Origin of the sequence: Flavobacterium sp. CBA20B-1, assembly GCF_028473145.1 — a bacterium.
In the GTDB taxonomy this organism is placed as follows: Bacteria; Bacteroidota; Bacteroidia; order Flavobacteriales; family Flavobacteriaceae; genus Flavobacterium.
Genome location: NZ_CP092370.1, coordinates 1,550,316 through 1,572,599 on the forward strand (window position 1 = coordinate 1,550,316; position 22,284 = coordinate 1,572,599).

Annotated in this window: 21 protein-coding genes; 10 read left to right on the forward strand and 11 right to left on the reverse strand. The window is 34.2% G+C overall.

The genetic code is table 11. The annotated features are described in order from the left end of the window. Positions 1–2: 2 nt before the first annotated feature. The 4 genes from MG290_RS07765 to MG290_RS07780 form a co-directional block, all read right to left on the reverse strand. Positions 3–389, reverse strand: coding sequence for a hypothetical protein (locus tag MG290_RS07765; protein ID WP_264560781.1), 387 nt, complete (start codon positions 387–389; stop codon positions 3–5). Then, on the reverse strand, positions 390–1,949 hold the full coding sequence (locus MG290_RS07770) for a M56 family metallopeptidase (RefSeq protein ID WP_264560782.1): 1,560 nt from the start codon (positions 1,947–1,949) through the stop codon (positions 390–392). 2 nt (positions 1,950–1,951) lie between these two features. Next, entirely contained in the window at positions 1,952–2,317 is a 366-nt protein-coding gene (locus MG290_RS07775; protein ID WP_257499789.1) for a BlaI/MecI/CopY family transcriptional regulator, read from the reverse strand. A gap of 84 nt (positions 2,318–2,401) precedes the next feature. Continuing rightward, a complete protein-coding gene (locus MG290_RS07780) occupies positions 2,402–2,854 on the reverse strand; it encodes an energy transducer TonB (protein WP_264560783.1) in 453 nt (150 codons plus the stop codon). Positions 2,855–2,951: 97 nt separating this feature from the next. Here MG290_RS07780 and MG290_RS07785 point away from each other — a divergent pair, with 97 nt between their 5' ends. Further along, complete coding sequence (locus MG290_RS07785; RefSeq protein ID WP_264560784.1) at positions 2,952–3,731, forward strand: alpha/beta fold hydrolase; 780 nt, start codon at positions 2,952–2,954, stop codon at positions 3,729–3,731. Here the strand turns inward: MG290_RS07785 and MG290_RS07790 are convergent. The 4 genes from MG290_RS07790 to MG290_RS07805 all read right to left on the reverse strand — a co-directional run bounded on the left by MG290_RS07790 (position 3,728) and on the right by MG290_RS07805 (position 12,484). Next, positions 3,728–6,478 carry a PD-(D/E)XK nuclease family protein gene (locus MG290_RS07790; RefSeq protein ID WP_264560785.1) on the reverse strand — a complete coding sequence of 917 codons (2,751 nt, stop codon included), beginning with the start codon at positions 6,476–6,478 and terminating at the stop codon, positions 3,728–3,730. The two genes, MG290_RS07785 and MG290_RS07790, sit on opposite strands and share 4 nt — an antisense overlap. Positions 6,479–6,541: 63 nt before the next feature. Continuing rightward, positions 6,542–8,005, reverse strand: a complete 1,464-nt coding sequence (locus MG290_RS07795) for an OmpA family protein (RefSeq protein ID WP_264560786.1) — start codon at positions 8,003–8,005, stop codon at positions 6,542–6,544. A 103-nt stretch (positions 8,006–8,108) separates the two neighbouring features. After that, positions 8,109–9,302, reverse strand: coding sequence for a glycine C-acetyltransferase (gene kbl / locus MG290_RS07800; RefSeq protein ID WP_264560787.1), 1,194 nt, complete (start codon positions 9,300–9,302; stop codon positions 8,109–8,111). Positions 9,303–9,337: 35 nt separating this feature from the next. Beyond that, complete coding sequence (locus MG290_RS07805; RefSeq protein ID WP_264563187.1) at positions 9,338–12,484, reverse strand: UvrD-helicase domain-containing protein; 3,147 nt, start codon at positions 12,482–12,484, stop codon at positions 9,338–9,340. A 107-nt stretch (positions 12,485–12,591) separates the two neighbouring features. Here MG290_RS07805 and MG290_RS07810 point away from each other — a divergent pair, with 107 nt between their 5' ends. The 4 genes from MG290_RS07810 to MG290_RS07825 all read left to right on the forward strand — a co-directional run bounded on the left by MG290_RS07810 (position 12,592) and on the right by MG290_RS07825 (position 15,262). Beyond that, positions 12,592–13,197: a superoxide dismutase gene (locus MG290_RS07810; protein WP_264560788.1), complete on the forward strand. Its 606-nt coding sequence runs from the start codon at positions 12,592–12,594 to the stop codon at positions 13,195–13,197. A gap of 221 nt (positions 13,198–13,418) precedes the next feature. After that, positions 13,419–14,114: a hypothetical protein gene (locus tag MG290_RS07815; RefSeq protein ID WP_264560789.1), complete on the forward strand. Its 696-nt coding sequence runs from the start codon at positions 13,419–13,421 to the stop codon at positions 14,112–14,114. An 18-nt stretch (positions 14,115–14,132) separates the two neighbouring features. Further along, positions 14,133–14,783 (forward strand): hypothetical protein, encoded by a 651-nt coding sequence (locus tag MG290_RS07820; protein WP_264560790.1) that lies wholly within the window; start codon positions 14,133–14,135, stop codon positions 14,781–14,783. A gap of 11 nt (positions 14,784–14,794) precedes the next feature. Beyond that, entirely contained in the window at positions 14,795–15,262 is a 468-nt protein-coding gene (locus MG290_RS07825; RefSeq protein ID WP_264560791.1) for a hypothetical protein, read from the forward strand. 40 nt (positions 15,263–15,302) lie between these two features. On the opposite strand, the gene MG290_RS07830 is transcribed toward MG290_RS07825, so the two are convergent. After that, entirely contained in the window at positions 15,303–15,845 is a 543-nt protein-coding gene (locus MG290_RS07830) for a hypothetical protein (RefSeq protein WP_264560792.1), read from the reverse strand. A gap of 29 nt (positions 15,846–15,874) precedes the next feature. Here MG290_RS07830 and MG290_RS07835 point away from each other — a divergent pair, with 29 nt between their 5' ends. Genes MG290_RS07835 through MG290_RS07855 form a run of 5 tightly spaced genes read left to right on the forward strand, consistent with a single transcriptional unit; the run spans position 15,875 to position 20,748 of the window. Continuing rightward, positions 15,875–16,573: a pseudouridine synthase gene (locus MG290_RS07835; RefSeq protein ID WP_264560793.1), complete on the forward strand. Its 699-nt coding sequence runs from the start codon at positions 15,875–15,877 to the stop codon at positions 16,571–16,573. A 12-nt stretch (positions 16,574–16,585) separates the two neighbouring features. After that, the gene (locus MG290_RS07840) at positions 16,586–17,668 is read left to right on the forward strand and encodes an endonuclease/exonuclease/phosphatase family protein (RefSeq protein ID WP_264560794.1); all 1,083 of its coding nucleotides are present in this window, start codon (positions 16,586–16,588) and stop codon (positions 17,666–17,668) included. Positions 17,669–17,716: 48 nt separating this feature from the next. Further along, the gene (locus tag MG290_RS07845) at positions 17,717–18,121 is read left to right on the forward strand and encodes a hypothetical protein (protein WP_257499799.1); all 405 of its coding nucleotides are present in this window, start codon (positions 17,717–17,719) and stop codon (positions 18,119–18,121) included. A gap of 28 nt (positions 18,122–18,149) precedes the next feature. After that, positions 18,150–18,671 carry a hypothetical protein gene (locus MG290_RS07850; RefSeq protein WP_272585147.1) on the forward strand — a complete coding sequence of 174 codons (522 nt, stop codon included), beginning with the start codon at positions 18,150–18,152 and terminating at the stop codon, positions 18,669–18,671. A gap of 37 nt (positions 18,672–18,708) precedes the next feature. Beyond that, positions 18,709–20,748 (forward strand): dipeptidyl peptidase 3, encoded by a 2,040-nt coding sequence (locus MG290_RS07855; RefSeq protein WP_264560797.1) that lies wholly within the window; start codon positions 18,709–18,711, stop codon positions 20,746–20,748. Between the two features lie 38 nt (positions 20,749–20,786). Here the strand turns inward: MG290_RS07855 and MG290_RS07860 are convergent, their stop codons facing one another. Both MG290_RS07860 and MG290_RS07865 read right to left on the reverse strand, forming a co-directional pair. After that, positions 20,787–21,554, reverse strand: coding sequence for a cyclase family protein (locus tag MG290_RS07860; protein WP_264560798.1), 768 nt, complete (start codon positions 21,552–21,554; stop codon positions 20,787–20,789). A gap of 10 nt (positions 21,555–21,564) precedes the next feature. Then, positions 21,565–22,200 carry a hypothetical protein gene (locus MG290_RS07865; RefSeq protein ID WP_264560799.1) on the reverse strand — a complete coding sequence of 212 codons (636 nt, stop codon included), beginning with the start codon at positions 22,198–22,200 and terminating at the stop codon, positions 21,565–21,567. Between the last annotated feature and the right edge of the window lie 84 nt (positions 22,201–22,284).

A 22,284-nucleotide genomic window follows, 5' to 3' on the forward strand; every position in this document is an offset into this window, starting at 1 on the left:
CCTCAGTGCATCTGAGGTGTTTGTGTTTCGAAGGTTATTGAATCAATAAGTTGTTCGCTTTCATTAAACAAAAACCACGTACCTACTTTTGTCCATGAATTTTTAGTTGTAAAGCTTTTGCCTATTTCACTCATTTTTCCGTTTTTGTGGTATAAAACATCTACAGAATAGGGATAAAAATATTTTTCTGACCTAAAAAGGGTTTCGTTATTGTAATATTTCCAAACACCTTTTTCTCGTCCGTACTTATCATATCTACCTTTAATTATATTTCTCTCGGTTTTTGTGCCCGAAACATATTTCCACCTGCCAACTTCTACTCCATTTTTTTTCTGATTGATTTTGCAGGAAACAAGAAATACTACAAAAAACAAAATGGCTATCTTCATTTAGTTTTCAACTTCATTTAACGGTTGTTTTATCTTGATTTTTATAGGCATGGTAAATGTAGATCGCACCACTTTTCCTTCATGTTCTGCAGGCTGCCATTTAGGCATTGTTTTTAAAACCCGAATGGCTTCGTTAGACGCTTCTTCATTACCGCCACCAACTGCTAAAATATTGGAAAAACTACCATCTTTTTCTACAATAAATTTTAATCTGGTTGAAATTAATGTATCGTTTGAGTGAATCGTTTCAGAATTAAAAGATGTAATAAAATTATCAAAGAAAGACCTAAGACCTTCTTTAGGTTGTGCTTTTTTATCTACAAAAGTGTGCAGTTGTTCACCATCTTGATTAGCTGCGTTAGTAGCCGAATTCAATTCATTATTCCGGTTATCGGTTTGCTCCTCGGCTTTAATTTCTTCTAATCGAAAGGTAAAATTTTTATTTTCTTGCAGAACCCCATAACGGTTGTAAATAGTAACTTGTTGTTCTGGACTAATCACGTAGTAATACACCAATTTGTCTTTCGGATTGTAAAAATATCCTGAATTTTCTTTACCCTTGATATATTTCAAAATGATTATTTCTTGATCAACAGACTGATTCGAACCATTTGGTGTTGCTTTGGTTTCTTTTAAAGTTGGTTTTTGAACTGCGTTTTCAATTACATTGGTTAGCGTATCTTCCATTTTTTTTAATTCAGTTGCTTGCGCCTCCATTCCCACAAACCCAATGTAGGTTAGTAAAATAATAAAGGAGTAAAATACCGGTACCCAAATTTTTGCTTTTGTTTTGCTTTTCATCATAATAAATCGTTTTTTTAAATTTTTGAAATGTATAGCGCTGCTCAACGCTACAATTGGTTCGTTTTTGCTATAATAGTTTAAGATTAATTCTTGATATTGCTTCAGGTTGTTTGTTTGCTTTAAAGTAGCTTCATCTGCTAAAAATTCATGATTTTCTTGGATAAGTTTCTTATACTGATAGACAAATGGCTGAAACCAAAAAAAAACTTTTATCAACTCTATCAATAAAATATCAATAGTGTGTTTCTGTGTGATATGAGCTTGTTCATGCACTAAAATGGATTGGTTTATTTTGTTTTCATTCCATTCATTTGCATTTACATAAATACAATTAAAAAACGAGAAAGGTGAAGTTACTTTTGGATTCGTAATCACTTTACCATAAATGGTTTTAACCGCTATTCCGCTTTTATTCAATTTATTGATTTTTAATAAATTGAAAACAAACTTCATTAAAAAAACACTACAAACCAACAGATAAATTAGAGAAATAACAGATAAATCTGCTGCAGAATGCTGCGTTATTTCAACTGGCAATTCTGAAATGCTTTCATAGACAAATTCTTTCGTTTTTACTACTGGATTTTCTGTTACGAAAAACGTAAATTGAAACAAGGGAATCAGCAATGCTGTAAAAACAGCAATAAGCAAATAATACCTTATAAACACTAATGATTTTTTGTTTTCAAGGCTTCCTTTGTAAATCAACCAAAAAATAAACAATAAAAATGTTGATTTAAAAATATACAAAACCATAACTACTTATTTTTAAGTTCATCATCTATCAAATCGCGAAGTTTTTGTAATTCTTCTTTTGTTAACGAAGCATCTTTTGCAAAGAAAGAAGCAAACTGCGAGGTAGAATTATCAAAAAACTGTTTAATCATATTTTTCATTTGTTTTGAAAAATAGTTTTCCTTCTTTACAATTGCATAGTATAAACGAGTATTACCAATTTCGTTGTATCCCACAAAACCCTTATCAATTAATTTTTTTACAGTAGTTGCCACTGTTGTTTTTGCAGGCTTTGGATCGTTGTAACTATCAATTAAATCTTTAAGAACCACATCTCCGCGCTTCCAAATGTATTGCATGAGTTGTTCTTCGGCTGCTGTTAACTTCATATTCTATATTTTTAGAATTAGTTCTACTAAATTAGAACAATATTTTAAATAAAAAAACAGTATGCGTGTTTTTTTATTTAATTTCTATTGCAATCGTTGCACTACTGTTTTACCGCTGCTGTCGTGTCCGTTGTTTAAATTAATATTTAGTTGCAGGTACGAATTCACTGGTTTGTTACCGATTTTTGCAGGTATCCATTGGTTTGATTGTTCCACAATTTGTTTAATTGCGTCGTTGCATATGCTTACATCTGCCTTCACAAAATCAACTTTTGCAACTTTTCCTTTATCTGTAACCAACACATCTATAAGAAGCGTAGCATCTTTTCCTTTCATTGAACCACGCTTGCATTTTCGGGTACCATCTTCAATTTGCTTTAATAATACTTGATAGCCACCACGGTATTTCGCCATTACATCTACATCTCTATAAACTGGAATTTCTCTGTAAACGGTGTCGTTTTTAATTGATTGCTGTGCATGTGCAAAAAGCGTGAAGAATGTACAAAAAAGTACATAGAAGAGTTTTGTTTTCATAAGTTCTATATATTTCGGGCAAAAGTACAATTTTGTTTCCAAACGATAAAATTTTAGTTTTCTGGCTTAGTTTCTTATTTTTGCTGAAAATTTTCCGATGTTCAATTACAAAAATACCGCTATTCATTATACTGATACCGGCAAAGGCAATGCAGTGGTATTGGTTCATGGTTTTTTGGAAAATGCCAGTATGTGGCAAAAAACAGCTAAGGAATTAGCAAAACGCTACCGTGTGATTACTGTTGATTTATTAGGACACGGTAAAAGCAAATGTTATGGTTACATTCATACGATGGAAGACCAAGCCGACATGCTTTTTGCTTTGATTTCGCACCTTCGCCTGCGAAAAATCTCTATTGTGGGGCATTCTATGGGCGGATATGTTGCTTTGGCTTTTGCTGAATTGTATCCTGATAATGTACGCTCATTGGTTTTATTAAACGCATCGGCACAGGCAGATTCAGAAGAGCGAAAAATTAATCGGGGGCGCGCCATTGAGGTGGTAAAAAAAAACAGCGATGCGTTTATACAAATGGCCACACGCAATTTATTTGATGATAAAGCACATAAAAAATTAAAAAAGGAAATAGCTTTTTTTACAACCCAAGCCTTACAAACTCCCGTACAAGGCATTATTGCTGCTTTAGAAGGAATGAAAACCCGAATGGACCGCGAAGCTTTATTGCATTTTGGTCCTTATCCCAAATTGATGATTGCCAGCGAAAACGACACCATTATTCCAATAAACGATATAAAGGAACAAGTTGAAAACGCAGATGTTTCACTTGAAATCGTGCCTGGCGGACATGTTTCAACCATTGAACAATTCCATAAGGTGCTCGATATTTTATCCGCTTTTTTAAAGAAAAACGGTTAGTTTTCCGTTGCTTCAAATACCACATTTGGGTTTAAAATCTCGCTTAACAATTCCACCAATTCATCTGTAAAATCGGTCAGTAACTCTTGCGTAATATACTCGTTAACTGTTTTATCTTCTTTCAAACCAAAAAGTAAATAACCCGATTTTCTATTTTTAAAGGAGTAAATACCAGCTTGTATCGGCAAATTGGTTTTATCAAAATACATCAATCCGTATAATAACAATTGAATGGCTTTTTCAAATTTCACATCGCTGGCAATTCCATTGATTTCTGTTATTTGCACTTGATTTTGCTCTACTTTCCCGGTTTTGTAATCAATAATACGCAGCACATTGTTTCGAATTTCAATTCGATCGGCAATTCCAGATAATTTAATCGTATAGGGTAATTTTTGATGCGTTAAAACAGTTTCTAAGTTTTGCTCCAACCCAATGATTGCAACATCATCACCTTTTTCTAACATCGATTTTTCAAGCATTAAAAAATGATACACATTGCGCTTTGCTACTTCAAAGGCCAAAAGATTTTTTCCGTGTTTATCTGCATTGTCGGAATAATTGATTTCAAACTGCTTGGCGATTTCCTCTTCGTAATCTTGCAGCATTCCATCAATCATAGCTATTGATAGCTTTTTACCCACAAATGGAAGGTATAAATTCTCTAAAGCACCATGAATAATGGTTCCTAAAGTATTAAGAGCTATGTTTTCTTCTACTTCGTCCACTTCTTTTATACCCAACACCCGTTGCATATAAAATTGCATCGGATTGCGCAGATAATTGCCAAGTGCCGATGGAGAAAAACCTTTTCCACAAGCAATTTCTTTCAATCGCTCTTGCAATAAAGGTGATTTTTCAATAAAAAGTGGGTCGGAAACAGTTTCAGGTGCTTTAGCAAAATAGTTGTGTATTTTCACCGAATGTTTAGGATGCGGATCTAAAGTTAATTGGGTGATGAATCGACTTTTTTCGCCAGCATCTAATCCCTCTGCATCAGAATTATACAACAAATAAATGTTTTTTGCCCGCAATAATAAATGATAAAAATGGTAGGTATAAATCGCGTCTTTTTCTTTAAAGGTTGGCAATCCCAATTCTACCTTTACATCGTGCGGAATAAACGAGTTTATTGATTTACCTGCTGGAAATTTACCTTCGTTGACCGATGTGATGATTACATTTTCAAAATCTAACACCCTACTTTCCAAAACACCCATAATTTGCAAACCTTCTAAGGGTTCACCTTCAAAAGAAACCTCAGCCAAATCGGCAATTTGTTTGTAAATTGTTACTAATTGTTGTGCGTTTGTTATTACTTGATATTTTAACTGATAGTTTTTTATTTGGTTGATTACTTGATGAAAAGCATATAAAAAGACCAATGAAACATCGTCTTTGGCTTCTCGCAAATGCAACCGAATTTTAAAAACCAGTTGTTCTATACGTTCCAAAATTTCGGGCACAGTATCTGTCCAAGGCATCGCAATTAGCTGCAACAAGTCGGTTGCGGTGCTTGAAGCATCCAACTTTTTAAATTCAAAAAAAGATAAATTTCGTTTGTTGATTTCATCAACCATTGGTTTAGTAGCTGCAATATGCGCTACTAATGGATGCGACAACACATCTAACACCTCTTTATGGTAAAAAACAGCCTTGTTTTTACCGCGGTTTAATGCGTTTGTGTGCATTTTAAAAAACTTGCCAAAAAACAACTGCACAGGGTTCGATTTGCTGTCGTAACCCATCGTTACATTTAGCGAGCTAACTGTTTCAGGCAAAGCGTATAAAACCGGAATTAATAAATTTTCTTCCGAAAGAACCACAGCCGTATTTTGCAGATTTGGATTCTTTTTTTGCAATTCTTCTACAAGTTGCCCTGTGATTTTTGCCTGACCAACCGATTTGGGTGTGCTGATGATTTCGATGTTTTTATGTTGACCAAATTCATTAACGATCCATTCATAAGGATGCGATTTGTAATAAGACCAATTTTGTTTGATACGGCGTGCAAAATATCCGGCTCCGTGGTCAAAATAGTTTAAAAAATGGGTATCGGTATCCCAAAAAACCTTGCCCATTGCATTTTTCAGTAACTTTTGAATAATTTGCTCTTCTGCTTGATTCAATGCGTTAAAACCGGCAAAGTAGAACATTTTCGAACTGTTTTGCTGAATAAATGCATCGATGTTTTGCACCGCCAATCGATAGGCCATTCCTTGATAGCCGCAGTTAATTTCTAAAAGATGCTTTTGAAGTGCTTTATAATAAGCAGGCAGTTGGTTCCAAAAAGTTAAATACCGATTAATTAACAAAGTATGATCTTCGGTTTTAACCGACCAATGGTTTATGATATCGATTTCTTTTAAGTAATCAAAAACATGCGATGGCTTGAGCAAATAACGGTCTATTTCATTAAAATCTTGCAACAGCATTTTAGCCCAATTGCTGAATTGTTCAAAATCTTGCTGCGCTTCTGTGACGGTTATTTCTTTATAAACCTCATAAAATTCTAATAAAAGTTCTACGCTGTTTAAAACATTTATCTTTGAAAGAGTATCTATTAAATCTTCAATACTGATAATTTCAGGTGCAAAAAAAGTTTGATTTGCTGCTTTTTTAAAACTTTCTAATAAAAACAAACGCGCTCTTTTATTGGGCAAAACAATAACTACTGATGAAAAATCAACCTGATGGGTACGCACAATTTCTTGTGCCAATTTATCTAAAAAACAATGTGCTTCCATTTGATAAAAATAAAAAAACGTCCCGACAAATCGAGACGTTTTAAGGTATTATTTAAAAGTAAATTATTTTACTAATTTAATTTCTGTACGACGGTTGTTTGCACGACCGGCTGCTGTACTGTTATCGTCTATAGGACGTTTTGAACCAAAACCTTGAGAAGATAAACGGCTTGCAGAAATTCCTTTAGAAATTAAGTACTCTCTTACTGCGTTTGCACGATCATTTGATAATGGGTCGTTAATCTTATCTGTTCCTGTGCTGTCTGTGTGACCTTCGATTGCAAATTTCGCATTCGGGAACTGATTCATAACTCTAGCCATATTATCTAACACTTCGTATGATTTTTCTTGGAAAGTTGATTTACCTGTGTTGAACAAGATTGTTTTTCCGTAATCATTTAATTGTTTGATATGCTCTTCTTTTACTTCAGGACATCCTTTGTTTGATGCTGGACCAGCAACTTCAGGACACTCATCGTCTTTATCAAAAACGCCGTCACCGTCTGAATCTGGCCAAGGACAACCGTTGTTTGCTTTTGGACCTGCTTCTTCTGGACATTCGTCTTGTGCGTCTGTAATTCCGTCACCATCTGTATCAGGACATCCGTTGAATTCAGCTAAACCTGGTACATCAATACAAGCATCTTGGTTATCAGGGATACCATCACCGTCTGTATCAGGACATCCGTTGAATTCAGCTAAACCAAATACATCTGGACATTGGTCTAAATGATCAACCACACCGTCACCGTCTGAATCAGGACAACCATTGAATTGTTTTAAACCAGCAACTTCCGGACACTCATCATATTTATCTAAGATACCATCATTATCTGTATCTTTTCCACCGAAACGGAACGTTACACCAGCTGTGTGTTGTAAATGGGTTGGTACAGAAATATCTTGGCCTCTTTCAAAGTTGAATAAATCATCTTGTCCATCTTCAAACTGATGTTTGTAGGTAGATGATAAGTTTAAACCAATGTTCTCAGAGAACCAAAATGTTAAACCTAAACCTCCGTTCACGTTTCCTGAAGATGCTTTTCCTAAGAATGCATATCCACCACCAACATGAATTGAAGGATCAAACCATTTAGAACCGATTAATCCACCAATGCTGTAACGGAATTGACCATCAACACCATAGTACATTAAATCTGTTCCATCTACGCGTCTTTGACCATTAAAATCGCCGCCAATAACTCTTGAACCTTGTCTTTGCAAGTTGTCAAAACCATCGGCCATTACCATTTTTTTCATTTTGTTTACAGACCCTGTAATACCAAATGATACATTGGCACCTAAATAACGAGATACGTTTAAAACAGAGGCAGATGGTAAAATACTCCAGTTATCTGTTTGGAAATATTGACCAAAACGATCAGGAAAGTCTGTTGCAACACTTGAACGTCCACCGTCCAAAGCATTAACCCCCACGGTAATTGCCCATGGTTGATCAGCATTCTGTGCTTGCGTAGCTGTACCAGCTAATAGCAAAGCAGCTGCAAATACTTTTAATTGTTTCATAACTATTCAATTTTCTACTTTACGTAATTTTGACAAAAATAAATTGTTTCAACGAATATACAAAATAATTTCTTGAAACCTTTAACATTTTTATAAGATTTTTTTAGATAACACCTAATTCTTTGCCTACTTGGGTAAATGCTTCTATGGCTTTGTCTAAATGTTCTTGGGTATGGGCAGCAGATAATTGCACACGAATACGCGCTTTATCTTTTGGAACCACAGGAAAGAAAAAGCCAATTACATAGATGCCTTTTTGTAACAATTTATCAGCCATTACTTGGGATAATTTGGCATCGTATAACATCACTGGCACGATTGCAGAATCGCCATCAATAATATCAAAACCTGCTGCTTTCATTCCCTTTTTAAAATAATTGGTGTTCCATTCTAATTGATCTCTCAATTTGGTGTCTTTCTTTAATAATTCAAAAACTTTTAAAGATGCTCCTACAATTGACGGCGCTAAAGAGTTTGAAAACAAATACGGACGAGAACGTTGACGCAAAATATCAATAATTTCTTTTTTGGCTGTGGTGTATCCGCCCATTGCACCTCCTAAAGCTTTTCCTAAAGTTCCAGTAATAATATCTACACGACCCATTACGCTTTTCGCTTCTAAAGTTCCTTTACCAGTTGCACCAATAAAGCCGGCTGCGTGGCATTCATCAACCATTACCATCGCATCGTACTTATCTGCTAAGTCGCAAATTTTATCTAACGGAGCTACTAATCCATCCATTGAAAAAACGCCATCGGTCACAATTAATTTAAAACGGCGGCCATCGGCAACTGCTTGTTGCAATTGTTTTTCCAAATCTTCCATATTATTATTTTCGTAACGGTAGCGACCTGCTTTGCACAAACGAACGCCATCAATAATCGAGGCGTGGTTTAAACTATCAGAAATAATACAGTCTTCGGCTCCTAACAACGGTTCAAAAACTCCGCCATTGGCATCAAAAGCAGCTGCGTATAAAATGGTGTCTTCTGTTCCGTAAAAATCGGCGATTTCTTTTTCTAATTGTTTGTGAATGTCTTGTGTGCCGCAGATAAACCGAACAGACGACATCCCAAAACCATGACTGTCTAATGCATCTTTTGCGGCTTGCACCACTTCTGGGTGTGATGATAACCCCAAATAATTGTTTGCACAAAAATTCAAAACCGTTTCGCCGGTGTTGATACTAATTTCGGCTCCTTGCGGCGATGTGATAATGCGTTCTTTTTTATACAAACCATTTTCTTTAATGGTGTCGATTTCGTTTTGCAAAAATTCTTTAATTGCTCCGTACATAATTATATGATTTGTTTTGTTTAAAATTTGATGTGTTACAAATGTATTATTTTTAAATCGTCTTGAATATACAACACTACTTTTTTTGCAATTTCATAGCCCATTTCTTCGATTGCTAAGGCATATTCATTTACTTGTTGAGCATATTTCGATTGCTCTTCTCCTGTTTTGTAATCAATGATATATGCTTTTTTTCCGTTGATTGCCACGCGATCGGGTTTGCTATTTTTATAGGACTGATGCAAAATGGTGCGCTCGTTATAAATGATGTATTCTTTGTTAAAAAACGGTTGAAGAGCTTCGTGGAATACAATTTTTTCAATAGTTTCACGAATCTCATCGGTTGCAGTGGCAGGAATCATTCCTTTTGAAACTGCGCGTTGAATTACAAAATCGATATCATCTGCAGTAAAAATCTCAGAAAGCAATTCGTGGATTAAATTTCCTTTTTCAATGGCTTGCTGCTGTTTGGTATCCCACATAATCGCTTCGCGTTTGGCAATTTTTATCACCGATGAAGTAATAGGCTTTTCTACCGATTGAATAATGATTGGTTTTTCTTGATGCTTTTTTTGCGCAGAAACTTTGGCAGGATTTCCAAATGGATAATGCAACTCGTTTTCAGAAAGCCGACCTGAATCTTCTAAAAAAGTCACAAAAAAACGTGCCAAGGTGTTTGCTAATGTCCCGTCTTTGTTGCGTTTATAGTTGCTAATGATGTATAATTGCTCTTCGGCGCGGGTTAATGCCACATACAACACGTTTAAATTATCTAGCAATTCTTCTTGCTTTTTTTGTTCGTATAACCGCTGCGCTGTTGCGCCATACATTTTCACATCGTTTTTTAGATCGACCAATGCTTTCGGGATAACCAACTGCTCGTTTTCTTCTAAATCAACCCAAATTTTATCGCGCGATCTAGAGAAATCGTCATCGGCAAAGGGATAAATCACCACTGGAAATTCCAACCCTTTGGCTTTGTGTACCGTCATCAATCGAACCGCATTTTCGTTTTCGGGCGAAGGAATGCTTAATTTATGATAATTCTGCTCCCAATAATTCAGAAAATCGGCTACGGTTGATTGATTTTTAACGGTTCGCTCTAATATTAAATCTAAAAAATACTGCACATAGGCTTCGGTTTTTTTGCTTGGAAGAAACGCCGATACCATTAATTCTACCGCAACATACAAATTGTTTTTACGGAGTTCTTTAAAGTTGATTTCGATACCAAATGTTTTCAGATAATTCTGAAAATCGGTTTCATTATCCATCGCCATTCCTTTCACAATTACATCGTGTACTTTGGCATCTTTCAAGATAAATCGTCCCACATAATATAAAATCAGTGCTTTTGCTTCTTTATCGTGATTGTTCTTTAAAAAGCGTAACAAATTCAGCAGCAACTGCACTTCGGTAGCATTATTAATCAACAAGGTTTCCGATGATAAAATGCGGATTCCATTTTTTGTTAAATGATTGGCAACTTCCACTCCATTTTTACTTTTACGTGTTAAAACCACAATATCGCTCAAAGAAAAACCTTGTTGCAACACACTGTTTATGGTTTTTAGCACCTCATCTAAGTACAAATCGGTTTTTGTAACTTCGTTTTCTTCCGATAACAAGTTTTGATCTAGAAATGAAATCTTTACAAAGCCGCCTTTTTTGGATGTGGTGTTTTGATGCGAATAGTTTTCGTAGAGATTTTGATAGGCTCCGTTATTAAACTGATTTGCCAAAAACTTGAAAATGCAGTTGTTGAATTCGATTACTTCCGAAAAACTGCGGTAATTGGTGTCTAAACTAACGGTAGCTTTGGAAGGATTAGAAAACGGATTTTCGCCATCGCTCAACTGCATAAACTGTTCTGCTTTGCCACCACGCCAGCGATAAATGGCTTGTTTGGGATCGCCCACAATCATTAGCGAACCTTCTTTGCCGTAATCGTCTGCTCCGGAAAGCGCGTTATCAATCAACGGAACCAGATTTTGCCATTGCATTTCGGAGGTATCCTGAAATTCATCAATAAAAAAATGGCGGTATTTTTCGCCCAATCGTTCATAAATAAAAGGCGCAGGCTGATTTTTTAATTCTTCGTAAATAATCTTATTGAACTGCGAAATCGAAAGAATCTGTTGTTCGTTTTGTATGCGATTAATTTCATTGCTGATGAAATTCAACAACGAAAGTGGCACCAGATTTTTCAGAAATGCTTCGTAAAAATAGATCTTTCCAAACAATGGATAGATTTTTTTGGTGATTGCCAACAAATCGGGAATTAATTGCTCTATTGCATCTTTATCTTTCGCTGTTTTATTTATTGATATATGTTCTGGTTGAGAAAATTCTTTATTTACATTAGTAAAATCTCTATTACTAATTCGCTGTAAATAATTGGGGAATGTGCCTCTGCTAAACGATTTTAGGTTGATACCATTCGTTTCTAACAATTGTAATGCTTCTGTTGCCAATAAAACGGTTTGATTGCTAAGTTGATCTATTTGATGGTGCAACCAAGTTTTTAACGACAAAAACGTTTGCATATCAATATTTTCAAATGCTTCCAACTCTTGTTTGTTGTTTTCATTGAGCAACAAACGCCCAATTTCCATTAATTCCCTTGATATATCCCAGCTTTTATCATCATCTGCTTTACTTATTGAAAAATCGACCAATAATTTCGTTAATTCCTCATTAACGCCGGCTTGAGCAATTAAGGCATCAACCGCTTCTTGCAGCAATGCTTCGGTATCCAAAGAAACTTCAAAATGAAAAGGCAAATTCAAATCAAATGCAAACGACCGGATTACTTTGTGCGTGAATTTATCGATTGTAGAAATATCAAAACCTGCATAATTATGAATAATGTTCTTTAAAATCTTTTTCGATTTTTCGCGGATATATGCTTCGGTAAAAGTTGTTTCGGCAACAATTTGTTCCAACAGTTGATATTCCTTCGCAGGAATTTCGTTCAAAGTAAATGCGTAAATACACGACACAATGCGCGATTTCATTTCGTTTACCGCTTTATTGGTAAAGGTAATTGCCAAAATATTTCGGTAGGCATCGTCTTTGTTCGAATATCCCAATAAAATTTTAAGATACTCTTTTACAAGCGTATGGGTTTTTCCGGCACCTGCCGATGCATTGTATATGGTAAAGGCTTTTTTCTCCAAGATAATTTATAAAAATGTTAACAAACCGCCGCTATAATAATTTTTATAGCTGTGTTTTTTTGCGTAAATTTGGAATAAAAATAATACTAATCTTTAAAAAAATAATAGTTATGGCTTTCGAATTACCAAAATTATCTTATTCTTATGACGCTTTAGAGCCTCATATTGACGCACGAACAATGGAAATTCACTACTCGAAACACCACCAAGCATATACCAACAATTTGAATGCAGCAATTGAAGGAACTGATTTAGCAGGAAAATCGATTGATGATATTTTAAAAAATCTAGATTTAAACAATAAAGCGCTTCGCAACAACGGTGGTGGTTTTTACAATCATAATTTGTTTTGGGAAGTTATGGCACCAAATGCTGGTGGCGAACCAACTGGCGATTTAGCAACTGCTATCAACGAAGCTTTTGGAAGTTTTGAAGCATTTAAAGATGCATTTGCAAAGGCAGCTGCAACACAGTTTGGGTCGGGATGGGCTTGGTTGTGTGTTAAAAACGGTAAATTAGAAGTGTGTGCTACTGCAAACCAAGACAACCCTTTAATGCCGGGAATTGGTTGCGAAGGTACACCAATTTTAGGTTTAGATGTTTGGGAACACGCCTACTACTTAAACTACCAAAACCGCAGACCCGATTATATCAACGCATTTTTTAATGTGATTAATTGGGATGCTGTTGCAAAAAAATATGCAGACGCTAAATAATTTTTTTCATAATTGTGAAAATCGCCTTTCGGGGCGATTTTTTTATTCCTTCAAGATTTCTTTAATTCGGGATATTATATACAATAAAGGCTTCAAAACACCCGAAAAACAAGAAATTTTTCGAATTTATTCAGAATATTAAAAATAAAATTAAGTAATAATTGAATTTCAATACAATATTTTTATATATTAGCAAAATAAACATATAAAACATTTTAAATATGAAAAAAATCTTAATGTTATGTACAATAGCTTTTACAGTAGCTTGTTCAAGTGATTCAGCAGAATCAGTAAACGAATTAACACAAACAAATGAAGTCACCACAAATCAGACAATGTCTGTAACTTCAGAAGATGAGCCTACAATTGATGACGACATTGACCAAATGTTCTATGATTATGTAAATTCTCAAGAATTTTTTAATGCTGAAAATGCTCATATCTCTTTTTTTTCAAAGTTAAATTATACTGGCAATTATAACAATATCAAAAAAGTTAGTACGCTAATCCTTTGGGTTGAAAATAATTTAGCTACTACAAACTTTGTTACTGTAAGTGAAGCTGAAGCAGAATTAACATCTTTAATAAGTTTAGAAAAAATTAAGGAGGATAAGTTTTCTGCATTATTTAACTTTATCAAAACAGCTCCCTTAAAAGACGTCATATTTCGTTTTAACAAATGGATATACCCTAATAACTTGGTAACAACAAATAATCAAAAGTGCCATGATATACTAAAAAACTGTATGGATAGTGTTTCAGCTCAGTATCAATTAGAAATCAGAGAAAATTATTCAGCAACTGACTGTTCAGAAGATGAAATTAAAGTTTCAAATCTGGCTGCTAAACAAGCCTATCAAGATGGTATGAATCGTTGTCAAGATGATTGGGCAGTTTGTATGAACCCAAAAAGATAAACTTAAAACTTAAACAAAATGAAAAAAATTTTTATTTTCAATATTCTTTCTATTTTATTACTAGGATGTAGTGATACTGGAATTGGCAATCAAGAAGATATTCATGATGTAAAATTTGCAACTCAACAAACTTATAAGTCTATGGAAAATGATCAAATAGACTCTTTGTTCTACAATTATATAAACTCATTTGAGTATAAGGAATCTAACAGGCTTTTGAGTATTTTTCAAGCTAAATTTAAAATTTCAGTATCAAAAGATGATTTCAATACTGAAACAGAAATGCTACAATGGATTGGTCTAAACTTAGAAAAAACTGATTTTAATTCTATAGAAGATGCTGAAGTTGAATGGCAACCAATTTCAGATTTATTAGAACTAAGCTTTAATAATCATCAAGAGGTTCTCAACTTCATTAGAGGTTCTCAGCCAGAAATTTCAATTTATTACTTTGAGAAATGGCTCACAAAAACCTCAACTGACGAAGACCCATGTACTAAACAACTTAAAACATGTGAAGCTAATGCACTTGCTAACTTAATAGACGATGTAATATTTACTGCTGGAGGACCTGACGCTTTAAACGCATATAGAAGCGCTCATTTTTTCTTTAACAAAAGTTTGACGGTTTGTGCGGACAATTTTGAATTATGTGTAGCTAATTCCTAAATAAAATTATTATGAAAAAGTTTATTTCTATAATCATACTACTTATTATTCCATGTATTGCTTTTTCACAAAAAACTGAAGATGTAATTTTAAACGATAACGAATTTAAAGCATTAGCTAAAAAAGCTACTGAATTTTATACATCTGAAGCTTACATAAACTTTGAAAAAAATAGGGAAGAATTCTCCGAAAAAGTTGGTAGATCTTTTTATCCGGAAGGATCTTTAGAACCTGAAAAATACAAAAGTTGGATTAAGGAAAATCTAGATAAGACAAATTTTACTTCTTTAGAAGAGGGGTTATCTGTTTACTATCAGTATTACAATTCCATATTAACAAAACCAAATGAAAAAGAGATCACTAGTTTGTTATTTAAACTAGATGAAAAATATGGATCCGACACATTTAGACCAATTTTCACTAAATATGTTTTAAGTGAGGTTTTTATAGTTTGGGACAAAAACGGAATTAACCCATAAAAAAATCGCCCTGAAAGGCGATTTTTTTTAATCATACAACTCAATCTCCTTGTTTTACTTTATTTTTTAAGTTGAATAAATTTCCTTTTGCAGATTTTTTTAATCCTTTTAAATCAGTGATTTTGTCTTTAGATTCAATCACTTTAATTCCCGCATTTGTTTTATTTCCTTCTGCAAAATAAGTATCGTAAACAACATACTTTACTCCGTTGTTTATAAAAGCTAAATATTTTAATTCCATTGCTGCATTTTGAATTCCTCCACCTCTTTTATATTCAGAATATTCAAACTTTTGAAAGCTTGACAAATCTTTTTCTTTAGGATATTCTAACTCAATTTTATTTTTTGAACCAAATCTATAAACAATATACTTCTCGTTTTTATCCATACAAATAAACAATAGTTTACCATTTTTCATAGTGAGTTGATAAACCACCTTTTCATTTTTTAATTGATAAGCTGCTTTTTTTCGAACATTTTGCTCCATTGGTATAAAAAACAGCTTTTTATCGCTAATTTCAGTACCTTTATCAAACAGAAACATCGGCAAAAACAAAAGTGTATATACTATAAACTTTGTCATTTTCTTTTTTATAAAAGTAAAAAAAATAAATGTATCCACTCGAAATAATTTATCAAGACGAATATCTGGTTGCCATCAACAAACCGCATGATTTACTGGTTCATCAGTCGCCTATTGCTCGAAATGCTGAAGAATTTGCCATTCAAATAGTGCGTGATCAAATTGGCCAGAAAGTGTTTCCCGTACATCGATTAGACCGAAAAACATCGGGCGTTTTGCTTTTTGCTTTGGATAAAGAAACCAACAGAAATTTAGTGGAACAGTTTACCAACAAATCAACCGAAAAAAAATATTGGGCAATTGTTCGTGGATTTTGCACCGATGAATTAACAATTGATTACGCTTTGCATCGTGATGATGGTGTGTTGCAAGATGCTATTACCAAAATAAAAACACTGGAAAAAGCCGAAATTGTTTTACCTTATGGAAAACACTCTACATCTCGTTACAGTTTAATTGAAGCCGAGACATTAACTGGACGCATGCACCAAATACGCAAACACATGGCACATATTTTACACCCAATTATTGGCGATCGTCCGCATGGTTGCAACAAACAGAACAAATTGTGGCTGGAGAAATTTGGCATGAAAACCATGTTGCTGCATGCGCACACTTTGGCGTTTACCCATCCGCAAAGTAAGCAACGCATTTATTTAACAGCAAAACCCTCGCAAGTATTCACAAATGTTTATGAACTGCTTGGTTTTAAAACTTTAAATTTGTAAAAAAAAGAAGGAATGGAAATTGGTTTTTATTGTTTTTCGGCGCTTTTGGTTTTTGCATCATTAGTGCCTCTTATACAAAATCAGCATTGGTTTTTCAGAATTTTCGATTTTGGTAAAGTCCAAATTTTAATACTGCAACTTCTTGTTTTTATTGCGGCGTGGTTTCTGCTGCCAAAATCTACAAACTTCTATATCATGCAAGCAGCGCTAATGGGTTGTATGATTTATGAAATGTATTTGTTGTATCCTTACACACCTCTTTATAAAATCGAAACAAAAACTAAAAACCAAAATTCATCTAAAAGTATTTCTATTTTATCTACCAATATTTATCAGTTTAACAAAGAATACCATCGGTTTTTAAACCTTGTTAATGAGGTAAATCCTGATATTATTCTCACTATGGAATCGAATCAAGATTGGGAAAATGCCCTGCAACCTTTGAAAGAACAATATCCCTATTTTTGTGAAATTGCTTTAGAAAATACTTATGGAATGCATCTTTATTCTAAAATTGAAATGACCAACTGCCAAAAGCACTATTTCATGGCAGATGATATTCCGAGCATTGAAGCTGATTTTAAAACCAAAGACGGTTTTGAATTTGTTTTTTTTGGTGTGCATCCGCCGCCGCCAAGCCCTACCGAAGAAGAAAATGCCAAAGAACGAGATGGCGAATTATTAGCTGTTGCAAAAAAAGTAAAACAAAACAAAAAACCTACGGTGGTAATTGGCGATTTTAATAATGTGGCATGGGCAAAATCATCGGTTTTGTTTAGAAAAACTTCCGAAACAATTGACCCCCGAATTGGTCGTGGTTTTATATCAACTTTTCACGCAAATTATAAATTATTGCGTTTTCCGATTGATCAAATGTTTCATACTACCGATATTTTTGTGGAAAAACTAAAGGCATTGCAACCCATTGGTTCAGATCATTTGCCCTTATACTGCTCTTTTTTTATCGACAAAATAAACAATGATCAGGAGGATTTAGTGGAACCTATCGAAAAAGAAGACTATGAAGATATAAATGAAATGATTGAAGAAGGAAAAAATGAAGAAAGCAACCGCGAAAGTGTTGCCACAGAATAATTTTCTTTATTAATTTACTTACCTTTACAAAAAAAACTGCCAAATTAAATGAAAGCATACATATCGGTTGATACCGAAACAAGAAAAACGTTAGGAAAAGAAATTATTGCATTGGGTATGGCAATGAGTTCTGCAAATGTAGAGCAATTTATTTTTGTTGATAAATATCCTTTTGAAGCAGGTCAGGAAGCCGAATTGATGCAAAAAGCAATGAAAGAAATCGATTCTAGTAATTTTATGATTATTGAAGCTACAAAAGTAAACGTAACTTCATGTATTGAATTGGGTTATGCCAAAGCAAAGCGCAAACCAATTGTTTATCTGCAAAAAGCCGAAGCCGATACCAACGAACTGCTTTTTGCCCTAAGCAATTTTCATATTTTATACAACAGTCCAAAAGATTTGTTTGATCAATTAAACGAATTTTTAAAAAACGTTTTACCGCAAAACTAACGCTTTGATTTTTATCAAGGCTTTTTTTATGTACCGTTTTCAACTTTTCCATCCAGCCGCCAAACAGCCATTGCCTGCCATTGCTAAATGGTTTGTAGCACTGTTTGCGGGCATGTTGCTTTTTTGCGTAACACCTGCTGCCATAAAAACTTTCAAAACAATTGTGTTTTTCATAAATATGCTGCTTTGTGGCTATATTGCCTATTATTTAGCAACCAATTACAAACGATTTTACTTTACAAAAGGGACATTTACAGGCGCGCTGACTTTTTCAAATGAAGGTATTCTCTTAAAGCATCAATTCATACCCTATGGCGAAATACAGCAGATACAATTCACCCACCATGATTTTTTAGGAAAATACAACAAAACATCGGTTTTTAATCCTTCGGTATCCATCGGTGTATCCAACCAAATCAAAATTACCCTGAAAAACCAAGAAGTTCACAGCCACAATTTTCAAATGCAACACGATTATGAATTGTTTCGCGCTTTTCCCTATCTCAACAAAAGCAAAACTTCTTATCTATGGAAACAAAATTCCATATAATTATTAATATATTTGTTTTATTAACACGTATTCATCTATGAAATTTAATCAATTTGCCCTAATAGCTTTGGCAGTTGCTTCGATAACTGCTTGCAACAAAGAAGACAAAATGCAGCATGAAACGCGCAGAATAGACAGTTTGAAAAACATTCAGTTTCAACCTGAGCAATTTGCCGATGTGCAAGTGTTGAAATACGATATTCCGGGTTGGGAAAAACTAACCCTGAAAGAAAAAAAGCTTGTCTATTATTTGGCACAAGCAGGATATTCTGGCCGCGATATTTTTTGGGATCAAAACTACAAATACAATCTAAAAATTCGCACAGCTTTAGAAAACATCTATACCAACTACAAAGGCGATAGATCTAGTGAAAACTGGAAAAAATTTGAAACCTATTTAAAACGAATTTGGTTTTCAAACGGTATTCACCATCATTATTCAAACGATAAAATAAAACCAGGTTTTCCGCAAACGTATCTTCAAAAACTATTAAAAGACACCAAAACAAACCTAAGTGCAAGCATTGTGGAAATCCTTTTTAACGATGTAGATGCCAAAAAAGTCAACCTAAACGAATCGAAAGGTTTGGTCCAAGGATCGGCTGTAAATTTTTATGGCAAAGGATTAAATGCGGCCGACGTAGAAAAATTCTATGCCAACATGCCGCAACCAGATAGCTTGCGCCCACTTTCTTTTGGATTGAATTCAAAACTAGTACGAACAGAATCGGGCAAAATAGAAGAACGCATTTGGCGCAGTGGCGGAATGTATGGTGCTGCTATCGACAAAATTGTTTTTTGGTTGGAAAAAGCCGTAAAAGTATCAGAAAATAAAGAACAAGCCGAAGCTTTAAATATTTTGATTGATTTTTACAAAACCGGCGACCTTAAAAAATGGGACGATTACAACGTGGCGTGGGTAAAAGCAACCGAAGGAAATATCGATTATATCAATGGATTTATAGAAGTGTATAACGATCCATTGGGACACAAAGCTTCATATGAATCAACTGTGCAGATAAAAGATTTTGATATGTCTGCTAAAATGGAAGTGATTTCTAAAAGTGCGCAGTGGTTTGAAGACAATTCCCCTTTAATGCCCGAACATAAAAAGAAAAATGTGGTGGGCGTTTCTTATAAAACAGTTATTGTGGCAGCAGAAAGTGGCGACACCTCTCCCGCAACACCGATTGGAGTGAATTTACCCAATGCCGATTGGATTCGTGCTGAGCATGGATCTAAATCTATTTCGTTAGGAAATATTATTGAAGCATACAACAAAGCAGGCGGAAGTGATAAATTAAAAGAATTTGCCTTCGATGAAAATGAAATACAATTATCGGAACGATACAGCGAATTGGCAGATAAATTACACACGGCTTTGCACGAAGTAATCGGGCATGCATCAGGACAACTAAATCCTGGAGTGGGCACACCTAAAGAAACACTAAAAAGCTACGCATCTACTTTAGAAGAAGGTCGTGCCGATTTAGTAGCATTATATTATTTATACGACCAAAAGATACAAGATTTGGGCTTGGTAGATGACTGGAAAAGCTTGGGAATGGCTGCATACAATGATTATATCCGCAATGGCTTAATGACGCAATTGGTGCGTATTGAACCAGGCAGTGATATTGAAGAAGCACACATGCGCAATCGCCAATGGGTTTCGGCTTGGGTGTATGAAAAAGGAAAAGCAGAAAATGTAATAGAAAAAGTGGTTCGCGACAACAAAACCTATTTTAAAATAAACAATTATGAACGTTTACATGAATTGTTTGGAGAACTACTGCGAGAAACTCAACGCATAAAATCGGAAGGTGATTTTAAAGCCGCTAAAAGTTTGGTAGAAAACTACGGGGTAAAAGTGGACAAACAATTGCATAAAGAAGTGTTGGAGCGCAACAAAAAATTCAACACAGCACCATATCGCGGTTTTGTAAACCCAATTTTAGTTCCTGTAACCAATGAACAAGGCGAAATTACCGATATAGTGATCACCTATCCTAAAACGTTTGCAGAACAAATGTTGTATTATTCTAAAAATTATAATTTCTTACCTTTGGAGAATTAAATTTAATTAAAAGACCATGAAAAATGGTCTTTTTTCATTTAGAAAACTTTAAAAACCACAGGTTTACTTGGCGATGCATCGTTTTCGAAAGAGGCAATTTGCAGGTTTAAAATATATGTTCCGTTTGCAACTTCATTATCAATAAAAACCAATTCGGTAATGGTGCAATGAAAACGGGCATCGGCATTTACTTCGTTTATATTTTTCACATTCCAAAAGGCTTTATGCGCCACTAATTTACCTTCATCAACTTCTTTGTCCACACTTGGTAAATCAATCAACAAATGCTCTATTCCCTTTTCTCTGATAAAAACAGCAGCTTCTTCAGATAAATAAGCCGGATTGGTATTGGAATAATTTTTATGCTTTTTATCGATTGAATTTGGAAGCGTTCGGATAATTAAAGCTTCCGATGATTTATTTTGCAATGCTTTTTCAATCTGATTTTTTGTGATTACTGAATCATCGTCTATCATTTCAGGTTCAATAGAAATTAATTCAGCCGTAAAAAAAAACGTTTTTAGGGTTTGATTGATTGAATAAAAATCCTTGGTAATATGTCCCAAACATTCGGTATGTGTGCCATGACCATGCGGATTGAACAAAATATTATTAAAATTTGTTGATGATTTACCCGATGCCACACTGCCTACAAAATCGCCCATAACCACAGGATTTATTTCAGGCTGATCCAAATACCAAGCAATGGGATTTTGCTCATTGTTTTGAATTGGTAAAGAAATATCGATGGGTTGTGATAAATCGATAGTGTAGGTTTTGTTGTTATGTTGTATGGTTGTCTTCATAGATTTCATACTAATTAGTTAGTATTTTTATTATTGGAATTCTATATTCCTCATCTTTTTCGTGTAGTTCAATCTCTTGTGTTTCGGTATTTATATTCAAATAAAGTTCAGAATACAAATCTTCATTATCTTCTTCAAAGAAAAGTTTAAGTTTATAGTAACCATTTTTGGCAAGATTTACCATTTCCTCATTTAGTGAAAATACGGTTGCAGAAATAGCTTGCTTCGTAAAACTCTTTTTCATTGGGACTTCATACAATTCAGCTAGTGCATTAACCAATTCATCACTTTCTTTTCCAATTGATTTAAAGCTAACGCCTTTTAAAACAAAACCATTCTTATGATCTATTTCATTCCCTATAAATCCTGCATTTATATTAGAACTTATTTCTATTTGAAGCCCTACAATCTCTTCTTTGTAAAGTCCTTTTACAATATAAATATGTGAACTATCTGTTCTTTTATCTTCGATAATTTTAAGAAAAATATCTTTCCAACCTTCTTCAAAATCTATTCGAGAAGTAATTTCTTCAAGATTACTACTCTCAATATTATTCTTTTGTACGTTTTGATTGTTATTATTTTTACAACCAAATAAAAATGAAAAAAATCCCATAAGAAGTATTAAAGTTATTTGTTTAGTCATATTATGTTTTGCTCTTGCGGTTGTTTAAACAGCTAATTATTTAATTTTTTGCTGGTGCGAGCATCTTGCTCGTACATTAAATTC